Origin of the sequence: Haloferax gibbonsii, assembly GCF_001190965.1 — an archaeon.
In the GTDB taxonomy this organism is placed as follows: Archaea; Halobacteriota; Halobacteria; order Halobacteriales; family Haloferacaceae; genus Haloferax; species Haloferax gibbonsii.
In genome coordinates this window covers 207,606-224,628 of the sequence record NZ_CP011949.1, presented here as the reverse complement: position 1 = coordinate 224,628, position 17,023 = coordinate 207,606, and the positions used below count along the sequence as shown (strand labels likewise).

At 64.3% G+C, this 17,023-nt stretch carries 16 protein-coding genes; 8 read left to right on the top strand and 8 right to left on the bottom strand.

Going from position 1 to position 17,023, the window contains the following annotated elements; translation table 11 throughout:
- Positions 1–186: 186 nt before the first annotated feature.
- From msrA to ABY42_RS17990, 3 genes are all read left to right on the top strand, one after another.
- The gene (gene msrA / locus ABY42_RS18000) at positions 187–720 is read left to right on the top strand and encodes a peptide-methionine (S)-S-oxide reductase MsrA (protein WP_050460367.1); all 534 of its coding nucleotides are present in this window, start codon (positions 187–189) and stop codon (positions 718–720) included.
- 737 nt (positions 721–1,457) lie between these two features.
- Positions 1,458–2,282, top strand: a complete 825-nt coding sequence (locus ABY42_RS17995) for a ParA family protein (protein ID WP_050460366.1) — start codon at positions 1,458–1,460, stop codon at positions 2,280–2,282.
- Positions 2,275–2,883, top strand: coding sequence for a hypothetical protein (locus ABY42_RS17990; protein ID WP_050460365.1), 609 nt, complete (start codon positions 2,275–2,277; stop codon positions 2,881–2,883). Before ABY42_RS17995 ends, ABY42_RS17990 begins: the two co-directional genes overlap by 8 nt.
- A gap of 532 nt (positions 2,884–3,415) precedes the next feature.
- Here ABY42_RS17990 and ABY42_RS17985 read toward each other — a convergent pair.
- Complete coding sequence (locus ABY42_RS17985; RefSeq protein ID WP_004978076.1) at positions 3,416–4,666, bottom strand: orc1/cdc6 family replication initiation protein; 1,251 nt, start codon at positions 4,664–4,666, stop codon at positions 3,416–3,418.
- Positions 4,667–5,813: 1,147 nt separating this feature from the next.
- Between ABY42_RS17985 and eif1A the strand changes: the two genes are divergently transcribed.
- Positions 5,814–6,098 carry a translation initiation factor eIF-1A gene (gene eif1A / locus ABY42_RS17980; RefSeq protein ID WP_013035036.1) on the top strand — a complete coding sequence of 95 codons (285 nt, stop codon included), beginning with the start codon at positions 5,814–5,816 and terminating at the stop codon, positions 6,096–6,098.
- A gap of 218 nt (positions 6,099–6,316) precedes the next feature.
- Here eif1A and ABY42_RS17975 read toward each other — a convergent pair whose 3' ends face one another.
- The 6 genes from ABY42_RS17975 to ABY42_RS17950 all read right to left on the bottom strand — a co-directional run bounded on the left by ABY42_RS17975 (position 6,317) and on the right by ABY42_RS17950 (position 11,417).
- Positions 6,317–6,793, bottom strand: a complete 477-nt coding sequence (locus tag ABY42_RS17975; RefSeq protein ID WP_004978079.1) for a YbaK/EbsC family protein — start codon at positions 6,791–6,793, stop codon at positions 6,317–6,319.
- A 112-nt stretch (positions 6,794–6,905) separates the two neighbouring features.
- Positions 6,906–8,021, bottom strand: coding sequence for an aminotransferase class V-fold PLP-dependent enzyme (locus ABY42_RS17970; RefSeq protein ID WP_050460364.1), 1,116 nt, complete (start codon positions 8,019–8,021; stop codon positions 6,906–6,908).
- Between the two features lie 16 nt (positions 8,022–8,037).
- Complete coding sequence (locus ABY42_RS17965; RefSeq protein ID WP_050460363.1) at positions 8,038–9,375, bottom strand: M20 family metallopeptidase; 1,338 nt, start codon at positions 9,373–9,375, stop codon at positions 8,038–8,040.
- A gap of 154 nt (positions 9,376–9,529) precedes the next feature.
- Positions 9,530–9,952, bottom strand: coding sequence for a type IV pilin (locus ABY42_RS17960; RefSeq protein ID WP_050460362.1), 423 nt, complete (start codon positions 9,950–9,952; stop codon positions 9,530–9,532).
- A 237-nt stretch (positions 9,953–10,189) separates the two neighbouring features.
- Positions 10,190–10,627, bottom strand: a complete 438-nt coding sequence (locus ABY42_RS17955; RefSeq protein ID WP_004978088.1) for a type IV pilin — start codon at positions 10,625–10,627, stop codon at positions 10,190–10,192.
- Positions 10,628–11,048: 421 nt separating this feature from the next.
- Positions 11,049–11,417 (bottom strand): hypothetical protein, encoded by a 369-nt coding sequence (locus ABY42_RS17950; protein WP_049905315.1) that lies wholly within the window; start codon positions 11,415–11,417, stop codon positions 11,049–11,051.
- A 305-nt stretch (positions 11,418–11,722) separates the two neighbouring features.
- Here ABY42_RS17950 and ABY42_RS17945 point away from each other — a divergent pair, with 305 nt between their 5' ends.
- The gene (locus ABY42_RS17945) at positions 11,723–12,139 is read left to right on the top strand and encodes a VOC family protein (protein WP_004978093.1); all 417 of its coding nucleotides are present in this window, start codon (positions 11,723–11,725) and stop codon (positions 12,137–12,139) included.
- Positions 12,140–12,215: 76 nt separating this feature from the next.
- Here the strand turns inward: ABY42_RS17945 and ABY42_RS17940 are convergent, their stop codons facing one another.
- Positions 12,216–13,871: a PAS domain-containing protein gene (locus tag ABY42_RS17940; protein WP_050460361.1), complete on the bottom strand. Its 1,656-nt coding sequence runs from the start codon at positions 13,869–13,871 to the stop codon at positions 12,216–12,218.
- A 198-nt stretch (positions 13,872–14,069) separates the two neighbouring features.
- Here ABY42_RS17940 and ABY42_RS17935 point away from each other — a divergent pair, with 198 nt between their 5' ends.
- The 3 genes from ABY42_RS17935 (at position 14,070) to ABY42_RS17925 (ending at position 16,942) form a co-directional block, all read left to right on the top strand.
- The gene (locus ABY42_RS17935) at positions 14,070–15,134 is read left to right on the top strand and encodes a DUF7350 domain-containing protein (RefSeq protein WP_050460360.1); all 1,065 of its coding nucleotides are present in this window, start codon (positions 14,070–14,072) and stop codon (positions 15,132–15,134) included.
- Between the two features lie 144 nt (positions 15,135–15,278).
- A complete protein-coding gene (locus tag ABY42_RS17930) occupies positions 15,279–15,536 on the top strand; it encodes a hypothetical protein (protein WP_004978098.1) in 258 nt (85 codons plus the stop codon).
- Positions 15,533–16,942, top strand: a complete 1,410-nt coding sequence (locus tag ABY42_RS17925) for a hypothetical protein (RefSeq protein ID WP_050460359.1) — start codon at positions 15,533–15,535, stop codon at positions 16,940–16,942. Before ABY42_RS17930 ends, ABY42_RS17925 begins: the two co-directional genes overlap by 4 nt.
- Positions 16,943–17,023: the final 81 nt, after the last annotated feature.

Here is a 17,023-nt window from a genome sequence, read left to right as displayed (position 1 = left end):
AATTGCTGACAGACGGGGCGGTTAAATGTTGGCTTCGGGTACACTCCGGCCGGGAAAACCAACGGACGCGTCCGGGGCTCGCTCGCCGGAGCGCCGGCGTGGGTCGGCGGTCGTCGGCGAGCGCCAGCCCTCGGCCGCGACTGCCCCCGCCGCGGGGCTTAATTCCTCGGCGACGTAACCGGGCCTATGGGAAGCACACAGACTGCGACGTTCGGCGGCGGCTGTTTCTGGTGCGTCGAAGCCGCGTTCAAGGAACTCGACGGAATCAGCGAAGTCACGTCGGGTTACGCCGGCGGGAAGACGGAGAATCCGAGCTACGAGCAGGTCTGTTCGGGGAACACCGGCCACGCCGAGGTCGTGCAGGTGGAGTACGACCCCGCGGCCGTCGGCTACGACGAACTGCTCGAGGTGTTCTTCGCGGTCCACGACCCGACACAGCTCAACCGACAGGGCCCCGACGTGGGAACGCAGTACCGCTCTATCGTCCTCTATCACGACGACGAACAGGAGCGACAGGCGTCGGCCTACGTCGAAGCCCTCGACGAGGAGTACGACGACAAGGTCGTCACGGAGCTAGTCCCGCTGGAGACGTTCTACGAGGCCGAGGAGTACCACCAGGACTACTTCGAAAAGAACCCCAACGACGCGTACTGCCAGTTCCACGCGAGCCCGAAAATCGAGAAGGTCCGCGAGAAGTTCGCCGACAAACTCGCCAACTGAACCGAGACGGCGGACAACACCACTGTGTCCGCAGTATCTGCGGACGAGAGACGCTGAATATCGCTTTCTTCGGTTCGGTTCGAATCGCGCGACGGTCGGAACGGAGTTCGCACAGTCGACACCGGGTGGACTGCGAGGAGGGTGTAAACCGCGGTGACAGTGCGGACTGCGAGGAGAGCGTGAACTTCGAGCGCAGTGGAGACAGCGAAGAGAGTGCGAACTTCCGAAGCAGTCCAAACGGTTCGAACGGCGGACGAATCTGAAACCGTCTGGGAAGTCTGCACCGCTTACGAGTCTCGAACCGTGCAGAAATTGTACAAATTGTGAAATTTGTACGGATTGTAACGGTTGTAGAGTGTTGAGGGAGTCTACACCGCGAAAGATTCGCACAGTGAGAAAGCTTCGCAGAACGCGAGCGATGTTCGGAAATCGAACGCCTCGGACGAAGTTGAAACCGTTCACAAACCGAGAGCGCGGACGAATCACCGGTCACCGACAGGCGACAGTTCACAATTTTTAAAATTTGTAGACATTGTGGAAATTATAGAATGTAGAAGCAGTCCCAACGGTTCAAAAGTCGTGGATAAAATTATGTGGTACGCCGCGGAAGGTCCGGTCAAGTCCCTCAAATGTCCGCACAGTCCACAGTTCAAACGGAGTTTGCACCGCTCAAACAGCAGACACAGCGTAGACTGTGTACAATTTGTGAACATCGCGCTCCGCAGGAGGTCCGATAGATGTCGCGAGCCGTGAGCGTCTCCCTCCAGAAAGGCGGCGTCGGAAAAACGACGATTGCCATCAACCTCGCCGACGCGCTCGCCGCGCGGGGGAACGACGTGCTCTTAGTCGACCTCGACCAGCAGGGGAACGCGACCGAGGGCGTCGGGATGAAAGACGCCTACGAGTCGTCGGAGCCGAACGTCGGCGACGTGCTGACCGACGACGAGCCCGTGGACGTGCGCGAAGTGATACGCGGCCGCGAGGGCTTCGACGTGCTTCCCGCCCACGTCGACCTCGACGACATCGAAGACCGAGTCCGGAACTCGACGTTCGGCGTGCTCTGGGTCCGCCGCCGAATCGTCGACCCGCTTTTAGACGACGACTACGACTACATCGTCATCGACTCGCCGCCGAGCCTCGGCCCGCTGTCCGACGCGGCGCTCATCGGAACCGGGAACGTCGTCGTTCCGCTCCTCATGAGCGAGCCGAGCGTGAGCGGCTTCGAGCGGATGTTCGAACAACAGATCGGGCCGATTCGCCGCGAGGTCGACCTCGACATTCTCGCTATCGTCCCCAACGACCTCACCGGAAACAACGAGGAAAAGCGCATCATCCGCGACCTCGAAGACTCCCCCTTCGAGCAGTTCATCCCCCCGTTCGCCCGCTCGGCCCTGTTCGACGACCCCGACTCCAAGGGGCCGGGAATCAGACACCGAATCGCGTTCAGTCGCGCCTGGCGCGACGGGAAAACCCTCCGGGAGTACGACCCGTCGAACGACATGCTCGACCGACTCGACCAACTCGCGGAAATCGTCGAGCGCGGAGGGACCGACGATGCCTAAGGAAAACCGGTTCGCCGGCCTCGGCGAAGCGATGGAATCGGAATCAGACGCAGAACCCGACGACGAGCAGCTCCCGGACGAAGACGCTCCCGACGGGTCCGGGAAGTCGGAATCCGAACCGCCGGTCGAATCCGAGACCGCGGACGAGTCCGGGTCGGGAGACGCGAGCGAGAAATCGGACGGCGACGACGAGAAGCAGAGAGGTGACGGCGAAAGTAACGAAGGCGAGGAACCAGACGAGAGCGACGAACTAGACGAGAGCGACGAACTAGACGAGAGCGACGAACCCGACGAGGCCGAGGAAGCGGCCGAGTCGGCCGCGGAAGAAGACGGCGCGGAAAGCACCGACGAGACGGAGCAGACAGAGACAGCGGGCGGTCCGGCGTTCGAGTTCGAGGCGACGACCGCGAAAAGCATCTACGTCCGAACCGCGACGCTCGACCGACTGGACGACGCCGAGTTCGAAGTCGAATCGCACCTCCGCCGAGAATACGACGTGCGCGACCTGACCGGCCGCGAGTTCCACGACGCTCTCGTCCGCGTCGCCGCCGAGTACCCCGAGGAAATCGCCGACGCCGTCCTCGAAATTCGCGAGGAGTGAGAAGCCGAAGAGTCGAACAAAACCGGTTCGAACGTCCGGAGAACAGCGGACAGTGTGGTGTTCGAGACCGACAGTCCGCGGCCCGGTTATCGAAACGCACGGTGACAATCGACAGCGAGCGGAGAAAACGACGGCTGAGCACCGCGGCGTCCGCTGTTGTCGCAGACGCGGAGTGAACGTCGCGTTCGAACGTGGAAAGACGCGACACCGAACACCGGTATGTCCGCTGTTGTACCGCTGGCGAGCCACGGAGATGGCCGCTACCTGGTGAATAGCCGGTCGCGTAAGTTGGGAACACCACACTGTCCGCTGTTCGAACAAGCGGCGAAAATAGCCGATTTACTGCGGACATCGTGGTGTTCCGAACGGCCGGAAACCGGTAACGAAATCGGTCGGCGAATCCGAACGAACGCATGCTTTTGAGGAACGAGTCGAAGTCACAACCGCCTCCAAAACACGGCAGAGAGCCGTTCTGACGGGGGTTAGTTCGAAACTAACACCATCATGTCCGCAGTAATTTCAGTCGGGTCACCTACTGCTGGATGAAATCGTCGAGCGTGCTCGTCTTCTCGCCGTCGAGGAAGGGTTCGACCGTCTCGTGGACGCCCACGAGTTCGATGGTGTCGCGCATGGCCGAGACGATGAGCCCGACGTCCATATCGAGGGCGTACTCGCGGTACGTCCCGCCGCGTCGACCCTCGTTTCGCTCGGTGACGGAGACGATTCCGAGCATCGCGAGCTCGCTGAGGTGGTCGCGCATCCGTCGCGGGACGAGCGGGTCGCGGTTGGCGAGTTCGGTAAAGCGGGTGTAGCGGGGGCGGACGTCCCGGGAGCGAATCGGCGTCTCGTCTTCCAGTTCGAGCGTCAGAAGCGAGTAGAGGACGAGGTGACCGTGTTCGGTCAGCCCGTTGATTCCCTCTTTGATGCGGCCGCGCTCGAGGGCGCGCCGACCGCGTTTCACGTGCTCTTCCTCGATGCGGTCGGTGTCGTCGTCGCGGGCTAAGTCGCCGGCTTTCATCAACAGGTCGATCGACTGGCGGGCGTCGCCGGCGTCTTTCGCGCCGTAGGCGGCACAGAGCGGAATCACCTCGTCGGCGAGGACGCCCTCGCGGAACGCAACCTTGGCGCGCTGTTCGAGGATGGCGCGGAGGTTCTTCGCGTTGTACGCGGGGAAGTGAATCTCCTGTTCGCACAGGGAGCTTTTGACCTTCGGCGAGAGGTCGTCGCGGAACGAGAAGTCGTTGGAGATGCCGATGAGCCCGACTTTGGCCGCGTCGAGGTTCCCGTTGGCCCGCGCTCGCGGGAGTTGATAGAGGATGCTGTCGTCGTTGACGTGGTCGATCTCGTCGAGAACGATGATTATCGTCCCACCGCAGTCGTCGAGCTCCTGCCAGAGCATCTCGTAGACGGACCCGAGCGGGTAGCCCGTCGTGCTAATCTGGTTCGACTCCGACCGGAACTCGTTGACGAGTCGGGTCGCGATCTGATACGAACTCGTGAGTCCGTCGCAGTTCAGGAAGACGACCCTGAGGTCGATGTCGTCGTAGTGGCTCGCGTCCTCGCGGAGGTGCCCGAGTAAGTACCGCGACGCGGCGGTCTTGCCGACGCCGGTCTTCCCGTAGAGGAAGATATTGTTGGGCTGTTCGCCGTTGATAACCGGTTGCAGCGCAGCCTGAAAGGTACGGAGTTCCTCGTCGCGCCCCACGAGTTCCTCGGGTTGGTAATCCTCGCGGAGGGCGTCCCGGTCCCGATAAATCTCGGTGTCCCGCTCGAATAGGGGCATACTACCACGGTTCGACCACTTCGTTGATAAAACCACCGCGTCCGGAGTGTCCGCTGTTCTCGTGTTTTATATACTCGGGCGGGGACACACCCCCTCCACTTTGTCCGCTGTTCTGGGAAACGAAGGTAACCGGTGGAACAACTGGACGGAGCCGCGTGTTCTGATATAGAGAAAGATTTAATATACAATAGTTTAAACTAAGTCCGTAATACAGTCAATTATAATGGTTGAATGAGTGCTGTATGAGTACTAGATGAATGCTGTACGAGGACACCTATTTTATTCGTCCTCCTACACTACTAAACTAAATCGGTCGGCACGGAACCGACAGTAAAGGACCGGTTCACGACGACGGGGGGTTCCGTCTCACACCGAGAACAGCGGACAAAGTGGTGTGAGTGTTCCCCGTTTCGCACCGCCTCGTCCCTACCGTTCACACGCACCGAGAACAGCGGACAAAGTGGTGTCCGTGTCAACCACTAACCATCGAACGTCAATCCAATTCCGATCAACCACTCCCAGGTAATACCCACGGAACGCGTACTGAAGCGATTACCACACGCGTCGTCGGTTCTCACACGACCGGGTCGACCCGACTGCTTCGCTCGCCTGCTCACTCGAACACCCGTACTCTCGACTCTCGTTTCCCGCTCCGCTTGACTATGAACGCTCTGAGAGAGGACACGTGACCGAGAAGGACGTGGGCAACCGCGGCGGTGATAGCAGTGATACTGTGGCGGTGACTCAGTCTCCCGACACCTCGTCTCCCAACGCCTCGTCCCCCGACGATATCTGTCCTCCGTGGCTCGGTGGAACCTCACGACTCGAAGAAAGCGTCTTTGCAGGGGCTGAGGCGGCGAACAACTGCGGACATAGTGGTGTTCCCGGGGAATCCTCGAACCCTCGCGACGCGTCCGGCCGCTTCAGCGACGACTCGGTGATGACCGACTGCGACCGGTATCCAAGAATGAAGCCTCGGGCGAATCTATGTGGCGTGTGACCGTGAACCAATCCATAATGGCGGTCAGTCTGTCAAAAACAGCGGACAACGTGGTGTTCGAACCCGTCGCCACCGCGATTTCAACGTCATGACATTTGGTATCACGAGTATCCGATAAGTTATCCGTCTCCGTCCCCGAGCAAGAATGTGAGTGAAAATCAAGGGCGTCGAAACCTTCGAATGCCCAACGACAACGAGCTGTTCGCAGTCGTCACAGAGCACAACGGTGGCAATCACGTCCGAATCCGCTGTGAAGACGGAAAGAACCGCATGGGCCGCATCCCCGGCCGCATGAAGTACCGCACGTGGATCAACGAGGGCGACGTCGTGCTCGTCGAACCGTGGGACTGGCAGGACGAGAAAGCCAACATCGAATGGCGATACACCGGCGAGGACGCGGACCAGCTCCGGCGCGAAGGCCACATCCAGTAATCATTTTCTCCGAAAGGAGAGTTTATCTCGCCTGACGAACCAGCCGCGGCTCTCCGATAGCCCCGCGTTTTCTCTCCAGCGATTCCCGGTTAGTACCGACGGAACGGAACAGAACAGAACAGCGGACATAGTGGTGTTGCTCTCGTCGCGCCCGGCAAAATAGAACGAGGGCGCGAGCGCGAACCGCCTCCCGGAGGTCCGCTCGTTTCGCCCCCGTCTCACTCGAACACGTCGACGAATCGCGGCGCCGACAGTGTCTGCAGGTCCTCCGGCGTGAGTCGGAACACCGCCTCGGGCGTTCCCGCGGCGGCCCAAATCCGGTCGAACGACTCGAACGTCGGGTCCGCGAGGACGGGACAGTCGGTCGCGTGGCAGGTCGGCGGCACGCCGCCGATGCTCCAGCCGGTCGCCTCCTTCACCTCGCCGGGGTTGGCGCTTCGAACCGAGCCTCGCTCGACGTCGAACTCGGAGGCGAGCGTGGCTTCGTCGACGCGGTTCGCGCCGCTCGTGAGGACGACAACCGTCTCGTCGCCGACGCGCATCACGATGCTCTTGACGATTTGGGCGACGTCGCAGCCGACGGCCGCGGCCGCGTCGTCGGCCGTCTTGGTTCCCTCCGGAAACTCCTCGATAGTCACTTCGAACCCGTGAGAATCGCGTACTTGGTCGGCGAAGTTGCGTGCCGTGGGATGCATACTCAGGGGTACCCCCTCGCCGGATATGAACGTTCGCTGACGAGGCAGATTCTGCGAGGGAGTCAACGACCGCACGCGAATCGCGTTCTCGACACCCCCGCGAGCTACGGAGCTACCACTCCCCGTCGAGTCCGTCGCGAAGCGCCGCCACGTCCGACTCGTCGTTGAAGTTGTGGAACGACGCGCGGACCGCTTTCGGCTCGGGGAGCGTCCGGACGACGACGCCCGCCGACTTGAGACGCTCGACCGTCCCCTCCGGGTCGGAGACTTCGAACGAGACGAGTCCCGATTCCGGGTCGTGGGGGCTCAACAGCCGCCCCTCTGGGACGGTCTCGATGAACCGGCTCGCGAGATTGCGAATATGCGCTTCGGTCCGGTCGAGGCCGACGCGCTCGGCGATGTCGATAGCCTCTCGGAGCGCGACGTGCGGGGCGGGATTGGTCGTTCCGACCTCGAAGCGCTTGGCTCCCGGCGCGAAGTCGAGCCCGTCGGCGTTCGGCTCCGTGACGCCGCGGTAGCCGGCGGCGTGTGGCTCGATTTCCTCCGCGATTTCGCGCCGGACGTAGAGGAACCCCGCGCCCCACGGCCCGAGCAGCCACTTGTGGCCCGCGCCGGCGACGATATCTGCTCCCCAGTCTTCCACGTCGACGGGATACTGGCCGAACGACTGGACCGCGTCGACGACCGACAGCGCGCCGGCGTCGCGGGCGATATCGGCGAGTTCGCGCACGGGGAGCCGCGTCCCGTAGTTCCACGTCAGGGCGCTGAAACAGACGAGGTCGGCGTCGCGGACGGCTTCGGCGTACTGGTCCATATCGAGTCGCCCCGCGTCGCTCTCGACGACGCGGACCTCGACGCCCTCGCGTTCGAGCCGCCGCCACGGGAGGATGCCCGCCGGGTGCTCGAGATCGGTTCGGACGACCACGTCGCCCGGTTCCCAGTCGAGTGCGGTGGCGATTCGGTTGATACCGTCGGTGGTGCTCTGGGTCAGCGCCACCTCCTCGGTCTCGGCACCGATAAACGCGGCCACGTCCTCGCGGACGGCCTCGTAGGCGTCGAACGCAGTCGGATAGGGGCCGTCGTCGCCCGGCGAGTCGTACTCGTAGTATTCGAGGAACTCGGTCGCCCGCTCCACGATGGGTCGCGGGCTCGGGCCGTGCGCGCCGGTGTTGAGATACGTGACGTCGTCGAGGGCCGGAATCGTCGTTCGGAGTTCGTCTGGTGTCATAGTTCGTTATCGGGTGTCATCGTGAGTTGTTCTCTCGCCGTCCGCGTCGCGAAGGAGTCGTGCCTGCTGGTGACACGTCCGTCGAATCAAACGTTCTGGTACCACTATCGAATTGCCGCAACAGCTCGTCGGGGAGTCGGGCGTACACCTCGGCGTTGCCGGCGAGCGCCCCGACTGTAGTGAACTCGTCGGCCGCGTGAGCGGTCTCGGTCCCCAGACCGAACTCGACGGTCGGGACGCCCGCGTTCCGCATCCGTTTCGCGTCGCCGCCGCCGGTCGCGCTCCGGCGGTACACGCGCCCGCCGGTGACGCCCTCGGCGACCGAGCCCACGGCGTCCGCCAGCGGGCCGTCGGGGTCCTCGAACGTCCCGACCGACCAGTCCGCGTCGACAATCTCGACCCCTTCGTGACCGGCGACCACCTCCCGAACACCGTCGAGTATCGTTTCCGTGTCGACGCCAGCGGTCACGCGAATATCGAGTTTCGCCCGCGCCGCGGCGGGGACGACGTTCACTCGGTCGCCGCCCGACAGGACGCCCAGATTGACCGACGGCCGCTCGAACAGCTCTCGCGCCGCGTCCTCGCCGAACCGCGGCGCGTAGTACTCCGTGGACTCCTCGACGAGCGCCCGGACCGCGGGGTCGAACTCGAACCGGCAGTCGTCGAGCGTCGATTCGATGTCCTCGACGGCGCGGTAGAGGCGGTGAATCGCGTTTTCGCCCAGCATCGGCCGGGATCCGTGGGCGGCGGTCCCTGTCGCTTCGAGTTCCAGCCAGATGCTCCCGCGGTCGGCGACGGTCACCGAGTGCCGGTGGCCCTCGCAGGTCGTCTCGCCGATGACGCAGGCGTCGGCCGAGAGCCCGCGCCGGTCGAGAAGCGTCGGCAACCCCGCCTCGCCGGCGACTTCCTCGTCGCTGACGAACGCGAACACGAGGTTCGTCGCCGGCACCGTCCCGGTTTCGACGTACGCCTTCGCCACCGCGAGCATCGCGGCGATTTCCCCCTTCATGTCGGTCGCGCCGCGCCCGTAGAGCCGGTTTCCCTCCCGCTCGCCGAGCGGGTCGCGCGTCCACTCGCCGGGCTCGAACGGGACCGTATCGAGGTGCCCCAACAGGACGAGCGTCCGGTCTGTCGCACCCGGGAGCGTCGCCACGATGTTCGGCTTCGTCGGGTTCGAGGCGACGCGCTCGGTATCGATACCGAGTTCGGAAAAGAACGATTCGACCCACGACGCGAGCTCCCGCGTGTTTCCCGGCGGGTTCTGCGTGTCGTGGCCGACGAGCGCCGCCGCGAGGTCGACGATATCCTCGCGGTGCTCGCGGAGGTAGACGACGGCGGGCGGGTCGCTGGGCATGGGGTCTCTGTCCGAGCGTACGCTCCGCGGACGGATAAGTTTGTGCTAAAAGTACAATACTATAGGTGCGAGGTGGATGTCTCTCCGTGGGATGGTTCCGAAAGAAATCGTTATTCCGAATCAGAGGAGGTGGGGCCCGTTGCCAATCCGACCATCAGGCGTTGTAGGTCCACTTCTGGAGGGTCGCGGAGTTGGAGCCGGATTCCGAGGTCCAGACGATACGGTAGGTTTCTCCACCAGTAAGGGGCGAGCCCGTAAGGTCAATGACTAAGTCATCACCCGCTTGGATCTTGTCGTCAGCTTCGTCCCAGCTCGTATCCGTCGTCCCGTCAGTTACGACGATACGCGCTTCGTCAATTGCAGCTCCACTTTCGTGCGTAACGGTAAGGTCATCAGTCGACGTATCGTAACTGAAGCTGAAACTCGCCTGCGGGGCGGTATCGCCGACCTGGTCGCCGAGGCCGAGAACGAACGTCCCGATGACGGCCGCGAGGATGACGGTAATCGCGACCATGAGGATGACGCCGATGACCGGCGAGACTGCGCGGGACTCTGTGAAGATTCTCTTGATTTGCATAGTTGTTTCTCCTAGGTGTGCCGGACGAGAGGCGACCGTTGAGAAAAATTCGAATCGGTCCTCGAACGCTTGCCTGCTAACCTAACAGATAGTCTGACGTTCTCCGAGGATATAAACTAGTACTGAGAAGACGTTTCACGTATCATGCGTGTTCCGTACCAGAACCGGAGCGCACCGTCGCTCTCGGGGTAACATCCGAAAAAATTGAGGTTCGTTGGCTGTGACGCTGCGGACCGTTCAGGCGTTGTAGGTGTACTTCTGCAGGGTCGCAGAGTTGGAGCCCGATTCGGAGGTCCAGACGAGGCGCACTTCGTCGCCGCCACTGAGATCAGCGTCGAACTCGATGACGATAGTGTCTCCAGCGTTCATGTTACCGTCACTGTTGGCATCGCCGAGTGTTTCATCGCTCACGCCAGCAGCTGAAGTTTCGGACACGCTCAGGTCATCGAAGCTGATTGCGTCACCGCTTTCGTGCGTGATGGTCAGTTCGTCTGCAGAGTCATCGTATTCGAAGCTGAAGCTCGCCTGCGGGGCGGTGTCGCCGACCTGGTCGCCGAGACCGAGGACGAACGTCCCGATGACGGCCGCGAGGATGACTGTAATCGCGACCATGAGGATGACGCCGATGACCGGCGAGACTGCGCGTGATTCGCTAAGGAATTTCTTGATATCCATTGTTCTACCCAGGACCGGCCTCAGACCCACCTCGTGCCCACCTGCACGGGACCTCGAGCGGCCACATGTTCCGGTTCCTGTTGGCCTTTCGTATGTTCCGGATATATTTAATTTCGCAGCGACTTACCGGTCTATTCGAGGCGTTAGGGCGCTCCTAACGTCCGAATTCGGGATTTAAGCCGTTCAATCCCACCTGCATACCACCGGCGGGTATCTCCGGTGGTAAACCGCCGCGCTGACGCTCTACCCCTCGGATTCGCTCCGCGACCCGCACGGCGCGTCCGTCCCAACCGTGTCGCACCCGAATTTCTGCGGACACGGTGGTGTGGGTTCGGCCGGGTCGTCGCCGCGGCGCGCGCGTTCGCACGCGCCGCTGACGGTCGTGAGAGCGCTGAAACGCAGAAAAACGTCGCTGAACGACCTACTGCGGGGCGTTCCAGAATCGCGGCGTCGACTCGAAGTCTATCTCAGCGTCGGAAGGCGCGCGCTCGTAGAGCGCGTCGTGGACGGCCTCGTAAGCCGCGCGCGGGCCCTCCTGTGCGAGTTTCGGGTGGTCGCGAGTGTCGAAGACGACGCGCCACGTCCCGTTCGTGAGGTGAAGCCCGAGGATGTACTTTCCGCGGACGTTCACGACCAGTTGGTAGGCGTGCTGAATCGTCTCGCCGTCGCGTTCGAGGTTGTAGCCGCGGACGGCGACGGCCTGCTGAATCGCCTCTTTCGTCTCGAGTTCGGCGACGAACGACTTGGGGACGGCCCGTCCGGGGAGCGATTCGACGAACGGTTCGCTCACGGCCGCACCACCTCGCATCGCGTGCCTGTCGGTTCCATCGTACCCTATCTGGGCGGCCCAGCGGGTATATGCGACACGGTCTCTGCTGGGCGACGGGGCCCCGCCCGCGTCGCGCCTCGCGGGCGCGCACGAGAAGCACTAACCCAGCGAACCGAGAGGGAGGCTCATCCAACGAACCGAGAGGGAGCGCACCCAGCGAACCGAGACGGAGGCGCGGCGAACGCGGGTCGGAATCGGTCGGCCGCCGTCTGCCGACCCGCGTTTCGAACGAAGCACCTTTGACGCTCTGCGCGCGCAGACGAACCGTGAACACCAACGCGCACCACGTCGGTATCACCGTTCGCGACCTCGATTCGACGCTCGAATTCTATCGCGATGCGCTCGACCTTCCGGTCGTCTCCCGTTTCGAAGTCGCGGGCGACGAGTTCGCCACCGCCGTCTCCGTCGACGGCGCCTCGGCGCGGTTCGCCCACCTCGACGGCGGCGACGTACGCATCGAACTCGTCGAGTACGACCCGGTCGGAGCCGACACCGACGAACCGACGCTCAACCGCCCCGGCGCGACCCACCTCGGACTCTCTGTCGACGACGTCGACGCCGCGGTGGCGGAACTCCCGCGCGATACCGAGACGCTCAGCGAGCCGCAGACGACCGAAAGCGGTACGCGAATCGCGTTCGTCCGCGACCCGGAGGGGAACCTCGTCGAACTCCTCGAGGCCTGAATCGGACGCTCGACTCGACAGGCGTCACCTCTCGGCTGGTCGGACTTGTGGTGTGTGAACAATCACGGGTGCGCGGTCACTCCCCGCTCGGGAACCACGTTCGCGGTCGCTCCGCTCCGACCGGGAGTTTCAGCGTCACGGCCGTCCCCCCGAGGGGAGACGGTTCCAACTCCATGCTTCCGCCCGCCTTCTTGACGACCCAGTGGACCAGCCACAGCCCCATCCCGGTCCCGTGTTCGAGCGGCGTCTCCTCGCCGCGCTTGATGACTCGCCACTCCTCGTCGGGGATGCCGGGCCCGTCGTCGGCGACCCGGACGACGAGCTTCGAGTCGTCGTCTTCCGTTCGGTACACGTCGACGTGGACCGTCTCGCCGCCGTGTTTGAGCGCGTTCGCGATCAACTCGTCGAGCGCCGCGCCGACGCGGCTGTCGACCCGTGCGAAGACCCCCGTCTCGATGTCCGTTCGTATCGTCGCCTCGGGATACGTCGATTCGGCTCGCGACACGGCGGACTCGACGAGCGCCGAGACGCGCCGCGGGGTCGCCTCGGATTCGAGGGCGTCCGAGACGGTCTGGGCCTTCTCCGAGAGCGCCACGAGTTCGCTCGCCGCTTCGACGATGGTCTCGGCGGCGTCGGTGAGGTCCTCGTCGGCGACGCCGGCCGCGCCGGTCGCGTCCTGGCGAATCATCTCCGCGTAGCCCTCGATGACGTTCATCCGGTTTCGGAGGTTGTGCCTGAACATCCGGTTGAGGACGCCGAGACGCTGTCTGGTCAGCTCCGACTCGGTGATGTCCGACTGGATGGCGACGTAGCCGTGGATGTCGCCGTCGCTCGCGATGGGTGCGATAGTCTGTATCGCGGTGTAGAGCTCGCCGCCCTTCCGCCGGTCGATGATTCGCTCCTGCCACGTCTCGCCGGACTGGACGGCCCGCCACAGTCGCTCGTAGTACGCCTCCGGCATCTCGCCGGAACTGAGCAGCGCGGCCGACTCACCGACCGCCTCCGCGGCGTCGTAGCCGGTAATCTCTTCGAACGCCGGATTGACGTACGTGATCTCACCCTCCGGCGTAGTGAGGTAAATTGCGTGCCCCGCCTGTTCGACGGCCAGTTCGAACTCGCGGAGGCGACGCTCCCGGCGCTGTTGTTCGGTCACGTCGACGAACACGCCGACGATTTCGGCGGGTTCGTCGTCGGCGTCGCGGACGACCGCTGTCGAAAGTCGGAACTCACGGAGGTCGCCGTCCGCCCGTCGTCGCTCGACCGAAACGTCCGAGAGGCCGTCTTCGTCGATGGTCCGCCGGATAATCTCCTCGCTGTTTTCGCTGTTCTCGCCCGCGCTGTAGGGGAGCGGCTCGCCGAGCACCTCGTCGCGCTTCCAGCCGAACGCCTCCGTGGCGGCGTCGTTCCACCTCGTTACGCGCCCCTCGGGCGTGACCGCGATAATCGGAACCGGGGAGGCGGCGACCACGGTTCGAAGTTGGTCCAGCGACGACCGAATCGACGTCTGTTGGCGCTCGATTCGCCGGTCTTTCCGGGAGGCGAGCGCCCAGACGAACGCGGTAGAGACGGCGACGAAGGAGAACCCCTTGATAAGCTCGGCCTCCGGGGCCGGGGGCGCACCCAGCGCGGCCGACAGGAGCAACTCGCCGCCGAGGATGCCTGCGGTCCCGAAGCCGAGGTACGCCAGCGCCATCGTGCGGGCGTCGAGACCGTCGAGCGGCGAGTCGTTCATCGTCCGAACGGAGCGCGAGCGGAGATATAAACGTGGTGCGGGAAACCGGCAGTTGATAACGAAATCACCACCCCTCGAAACCCGACGCGGAAGCGCAACCGACATTGGCACCGGGCCGCTAGCTGCGGTAACTCGACCGCTTCGCGGAGATGCGCGGCGGTCTCTCACCATGAGCCGACGAGACGCTATCGAGACACCATGAAACGACGCGACGCCATCAAGACGCTCGGAATCGGTGCTATCGCCGCCACCGCGGGGTGTCTCGGCGGGTTCGAACGGCAGTCGGCGTGGCGCGACCCGCCGCTCGTCGAGGACCGTCCGGCCGCGGTCTACCTGCCCGCCATCACCGAGGGGATGAAGATGTACGGGAAGACGACGGCCGGCCCGTACGGCGTCGCGCTCACCTACTCGTACCCCCACCGATTCTGGACCGCCGCCGGTTCGGAACTCGGGAAGACCGTCGTCGAGGCCGACGACTCGATTCACCTCATGGCGTCGCTGTGGGACGCCGAGACGGGGACCGTCCTCCCGCTGGACGCCGGCGTCTCCATCGAAATTCTCCGCGACGGCGACCTCGTGAGCGAGGAGGTCGCCTACCCGATGCTCTCCCAGCAGATGGGGATGCACTACGGCTCGAACTACGTCCTCGACGGCGAGGGCGACTACGAGGCCCGCGTGCACGTCGGCGGCACCTCGCTTTCCCGAACCGGCTCGTTCGCCGGGCGGTTCGACGCGGCCGAGACGGCGACGTTCGAGTTCGCCTTCGAGACGGACGACCTCTACGACGTGGAACTGCGTCGGCTCGGCGACGAGGCCGGGTCGCGCGGCGCGGTCCCCGCGATGGAGATGATGGGCGTCCCGACCGGGAAAGCGCCCGCCGTCGACGACCTCCCCGGTCGCCACCTCGGCCGACGGACGAGCGCCGACGCCCTGTTCGACGCCCTCGTCGTCGACGACGGTTCCCGGTTCGGCGTCGACGGCTCGTACCTCTGCGTCTCGGCGCGGACCCCGTACAACGAGTTCGTCCTGCCGATGATGGGCGTCAGAGCCACGCTCGAACGCGGCGGAACCGCGGTGCTCGACGGGGCGCGACTCGACCGGACGCTCGACCCCGACCTCAGTTACCACTACGGCGCGGGCGTCGAGGGCGTCGAATCCGGCGACGCGCTGACGCTCTCGGTGGACGTGCCGCCGCAGGTCGCTCGCCACGACGGCTACGAGACGGCGTTCATGGAGTTCGAATCGATGCGGTTCGACGTCTGAGGCGTCGCCCCGCCGCCGTCGTGCGTCTCGCGCCTCGCACTCGCGACCCGCCGCCGGCTCCGCCCCCGTTCGATGCCAACGGCGCGAACACCCGCGATAGAAACGTTCAGAAGCCACCCTCCCCGAACTTCGAGTGACTATCGGATGACCACGGACACCGACGCGACGCGCGACCGCCACACCTGCACAGCGTGCGGCGAGGCGTATCCGACCGAGCGACTGCTGGTCCTCCACCGGGGCGCGAGACACCCCGACGACCTCGACGCCGAGGAGGTCGAGGCGTACCGCGAGGCGTACTACGAGGAGGAAGACGAACTCAAGTCGTTCCGCATCCGCGCGCTCGGCGTCCTCGTCCTGCTGTACTTCGGCTTCCTCATGCTGTTTATCGTCTTCGCATCATGACCCGACTCCGACACCTCTCCCTCAGACGATTCGGTCTCGGTCTCCTACTGGCGAGCCTCCTGTCGCTTCTCTCCGACCCGGCGGTCGCGAGCAACGCCGCGGTCGGCCTCGCGGGCGCGTCGGAGGACAACCTCGCGGTCCCGCAGTGGCTCTATCTCGCCACCGGCGGCGCGACCGTCGGGGCCTCCGCGCTCCTCGCCAGCTTCGTCACCGACCGCCGGTTCATCGAGCGCGTCCACCTGTGGCAGACCGGGTCCGAAGCGGGCGTCTCAGACAGCGTCCTGCGCGCCCTCCGGGTCGCGGGTGGCGTCCTCGGCCTCGCGCTCCTCGCGCTCGTGGTCTATCTCGGCTACACCGGCCCGCAGGTTCCGACCGTCAGCTTCGCCGTTATCGTCGTCTTCGCGGGGCTCCGGGCCGGATACACGATGTTCTCGTACCTCGTGACAGACACGTGGCGCGCGCTGAACCCGTGGCGAACCGTCGTCTCGGCGGTTCCGAACGGGTTCGTCTCGTATCCCGAGCGACTCGGTCGCTGGCCGGCGGTGGCTGGGATTCTCGCGCTCGTCTGGGTCGAGACCGCGACCGACGTCACGACCCGTCCGTCGGTTCTCGCGACCGCGCTCGTCGCCTACTCGGTCGTCACGCTCGCCGGCGCGGTCGCCGTCGGCGCGGACGCGTGGTTCGACAAGGTCGACCCCGTCTCCGTCTTCCTGCACTTCTACGGCCGCGTCGCACCGATTCGCCTCGACGACGACGGACTCTCTTTCCGCCTCCCGGGGATGCGACTCGTCACCGACGACGACCTGACGGACCTCGGCGACGTGGCCGTCGCGGTCGTCCTCGTCTGGGAACTCACGTTCAGCGGCTTCGTCACGACCGAGCAGGGCGCGGCGGCCGTTCGGGCGCTCGCGGGCGTCGGGCTTCCGCCGCTTGTCGTCTACGGACTGCTCTACCTCGGCGGCTTCGCGGTCTTCCTCGGCCTTTACGTCCTCGCGGCGCGGGTGACCGCCCGCCGCATCGACACCTTCGAGACGCCGCTCGACCTCGCGGTCAAATTCGCGCCCTCGCTGCTCGCTATCGCCGCCGGCTATCACCTCGCGCACTACGTCGGCTTCTTCGTCTCGCTGTCGCCGATGTTGGTGGCGGCGTTGTCGTCGCCGCTGTCGTCGCCGGCGAACCCGGTCGTCCTCACGCTCCCCGCGTGGTTCGGCGGGCTGAACGTCGCGTTCGTCCTCGTCGGCCACCTGCTCGCGGTGTGGGTGGCGCACTCGCAGGCCTACCGGACGTTTCCCAGCCGACTGCAGGCCGTCCGGAGCCAGTTTCCCTTCGTCGCCGTGATGATTCTCTACACGGTTCTCAGCCTGTGGCTCATCTCGCTGCCGACCGCGAGCCCGCCGTTCCTCTAATTATTAACTCAAATCGATTGAGTTATGAAATCACAACAGTAGAACCCCGATTTCTAACAGGTGAATTATTAACCTGTCCCT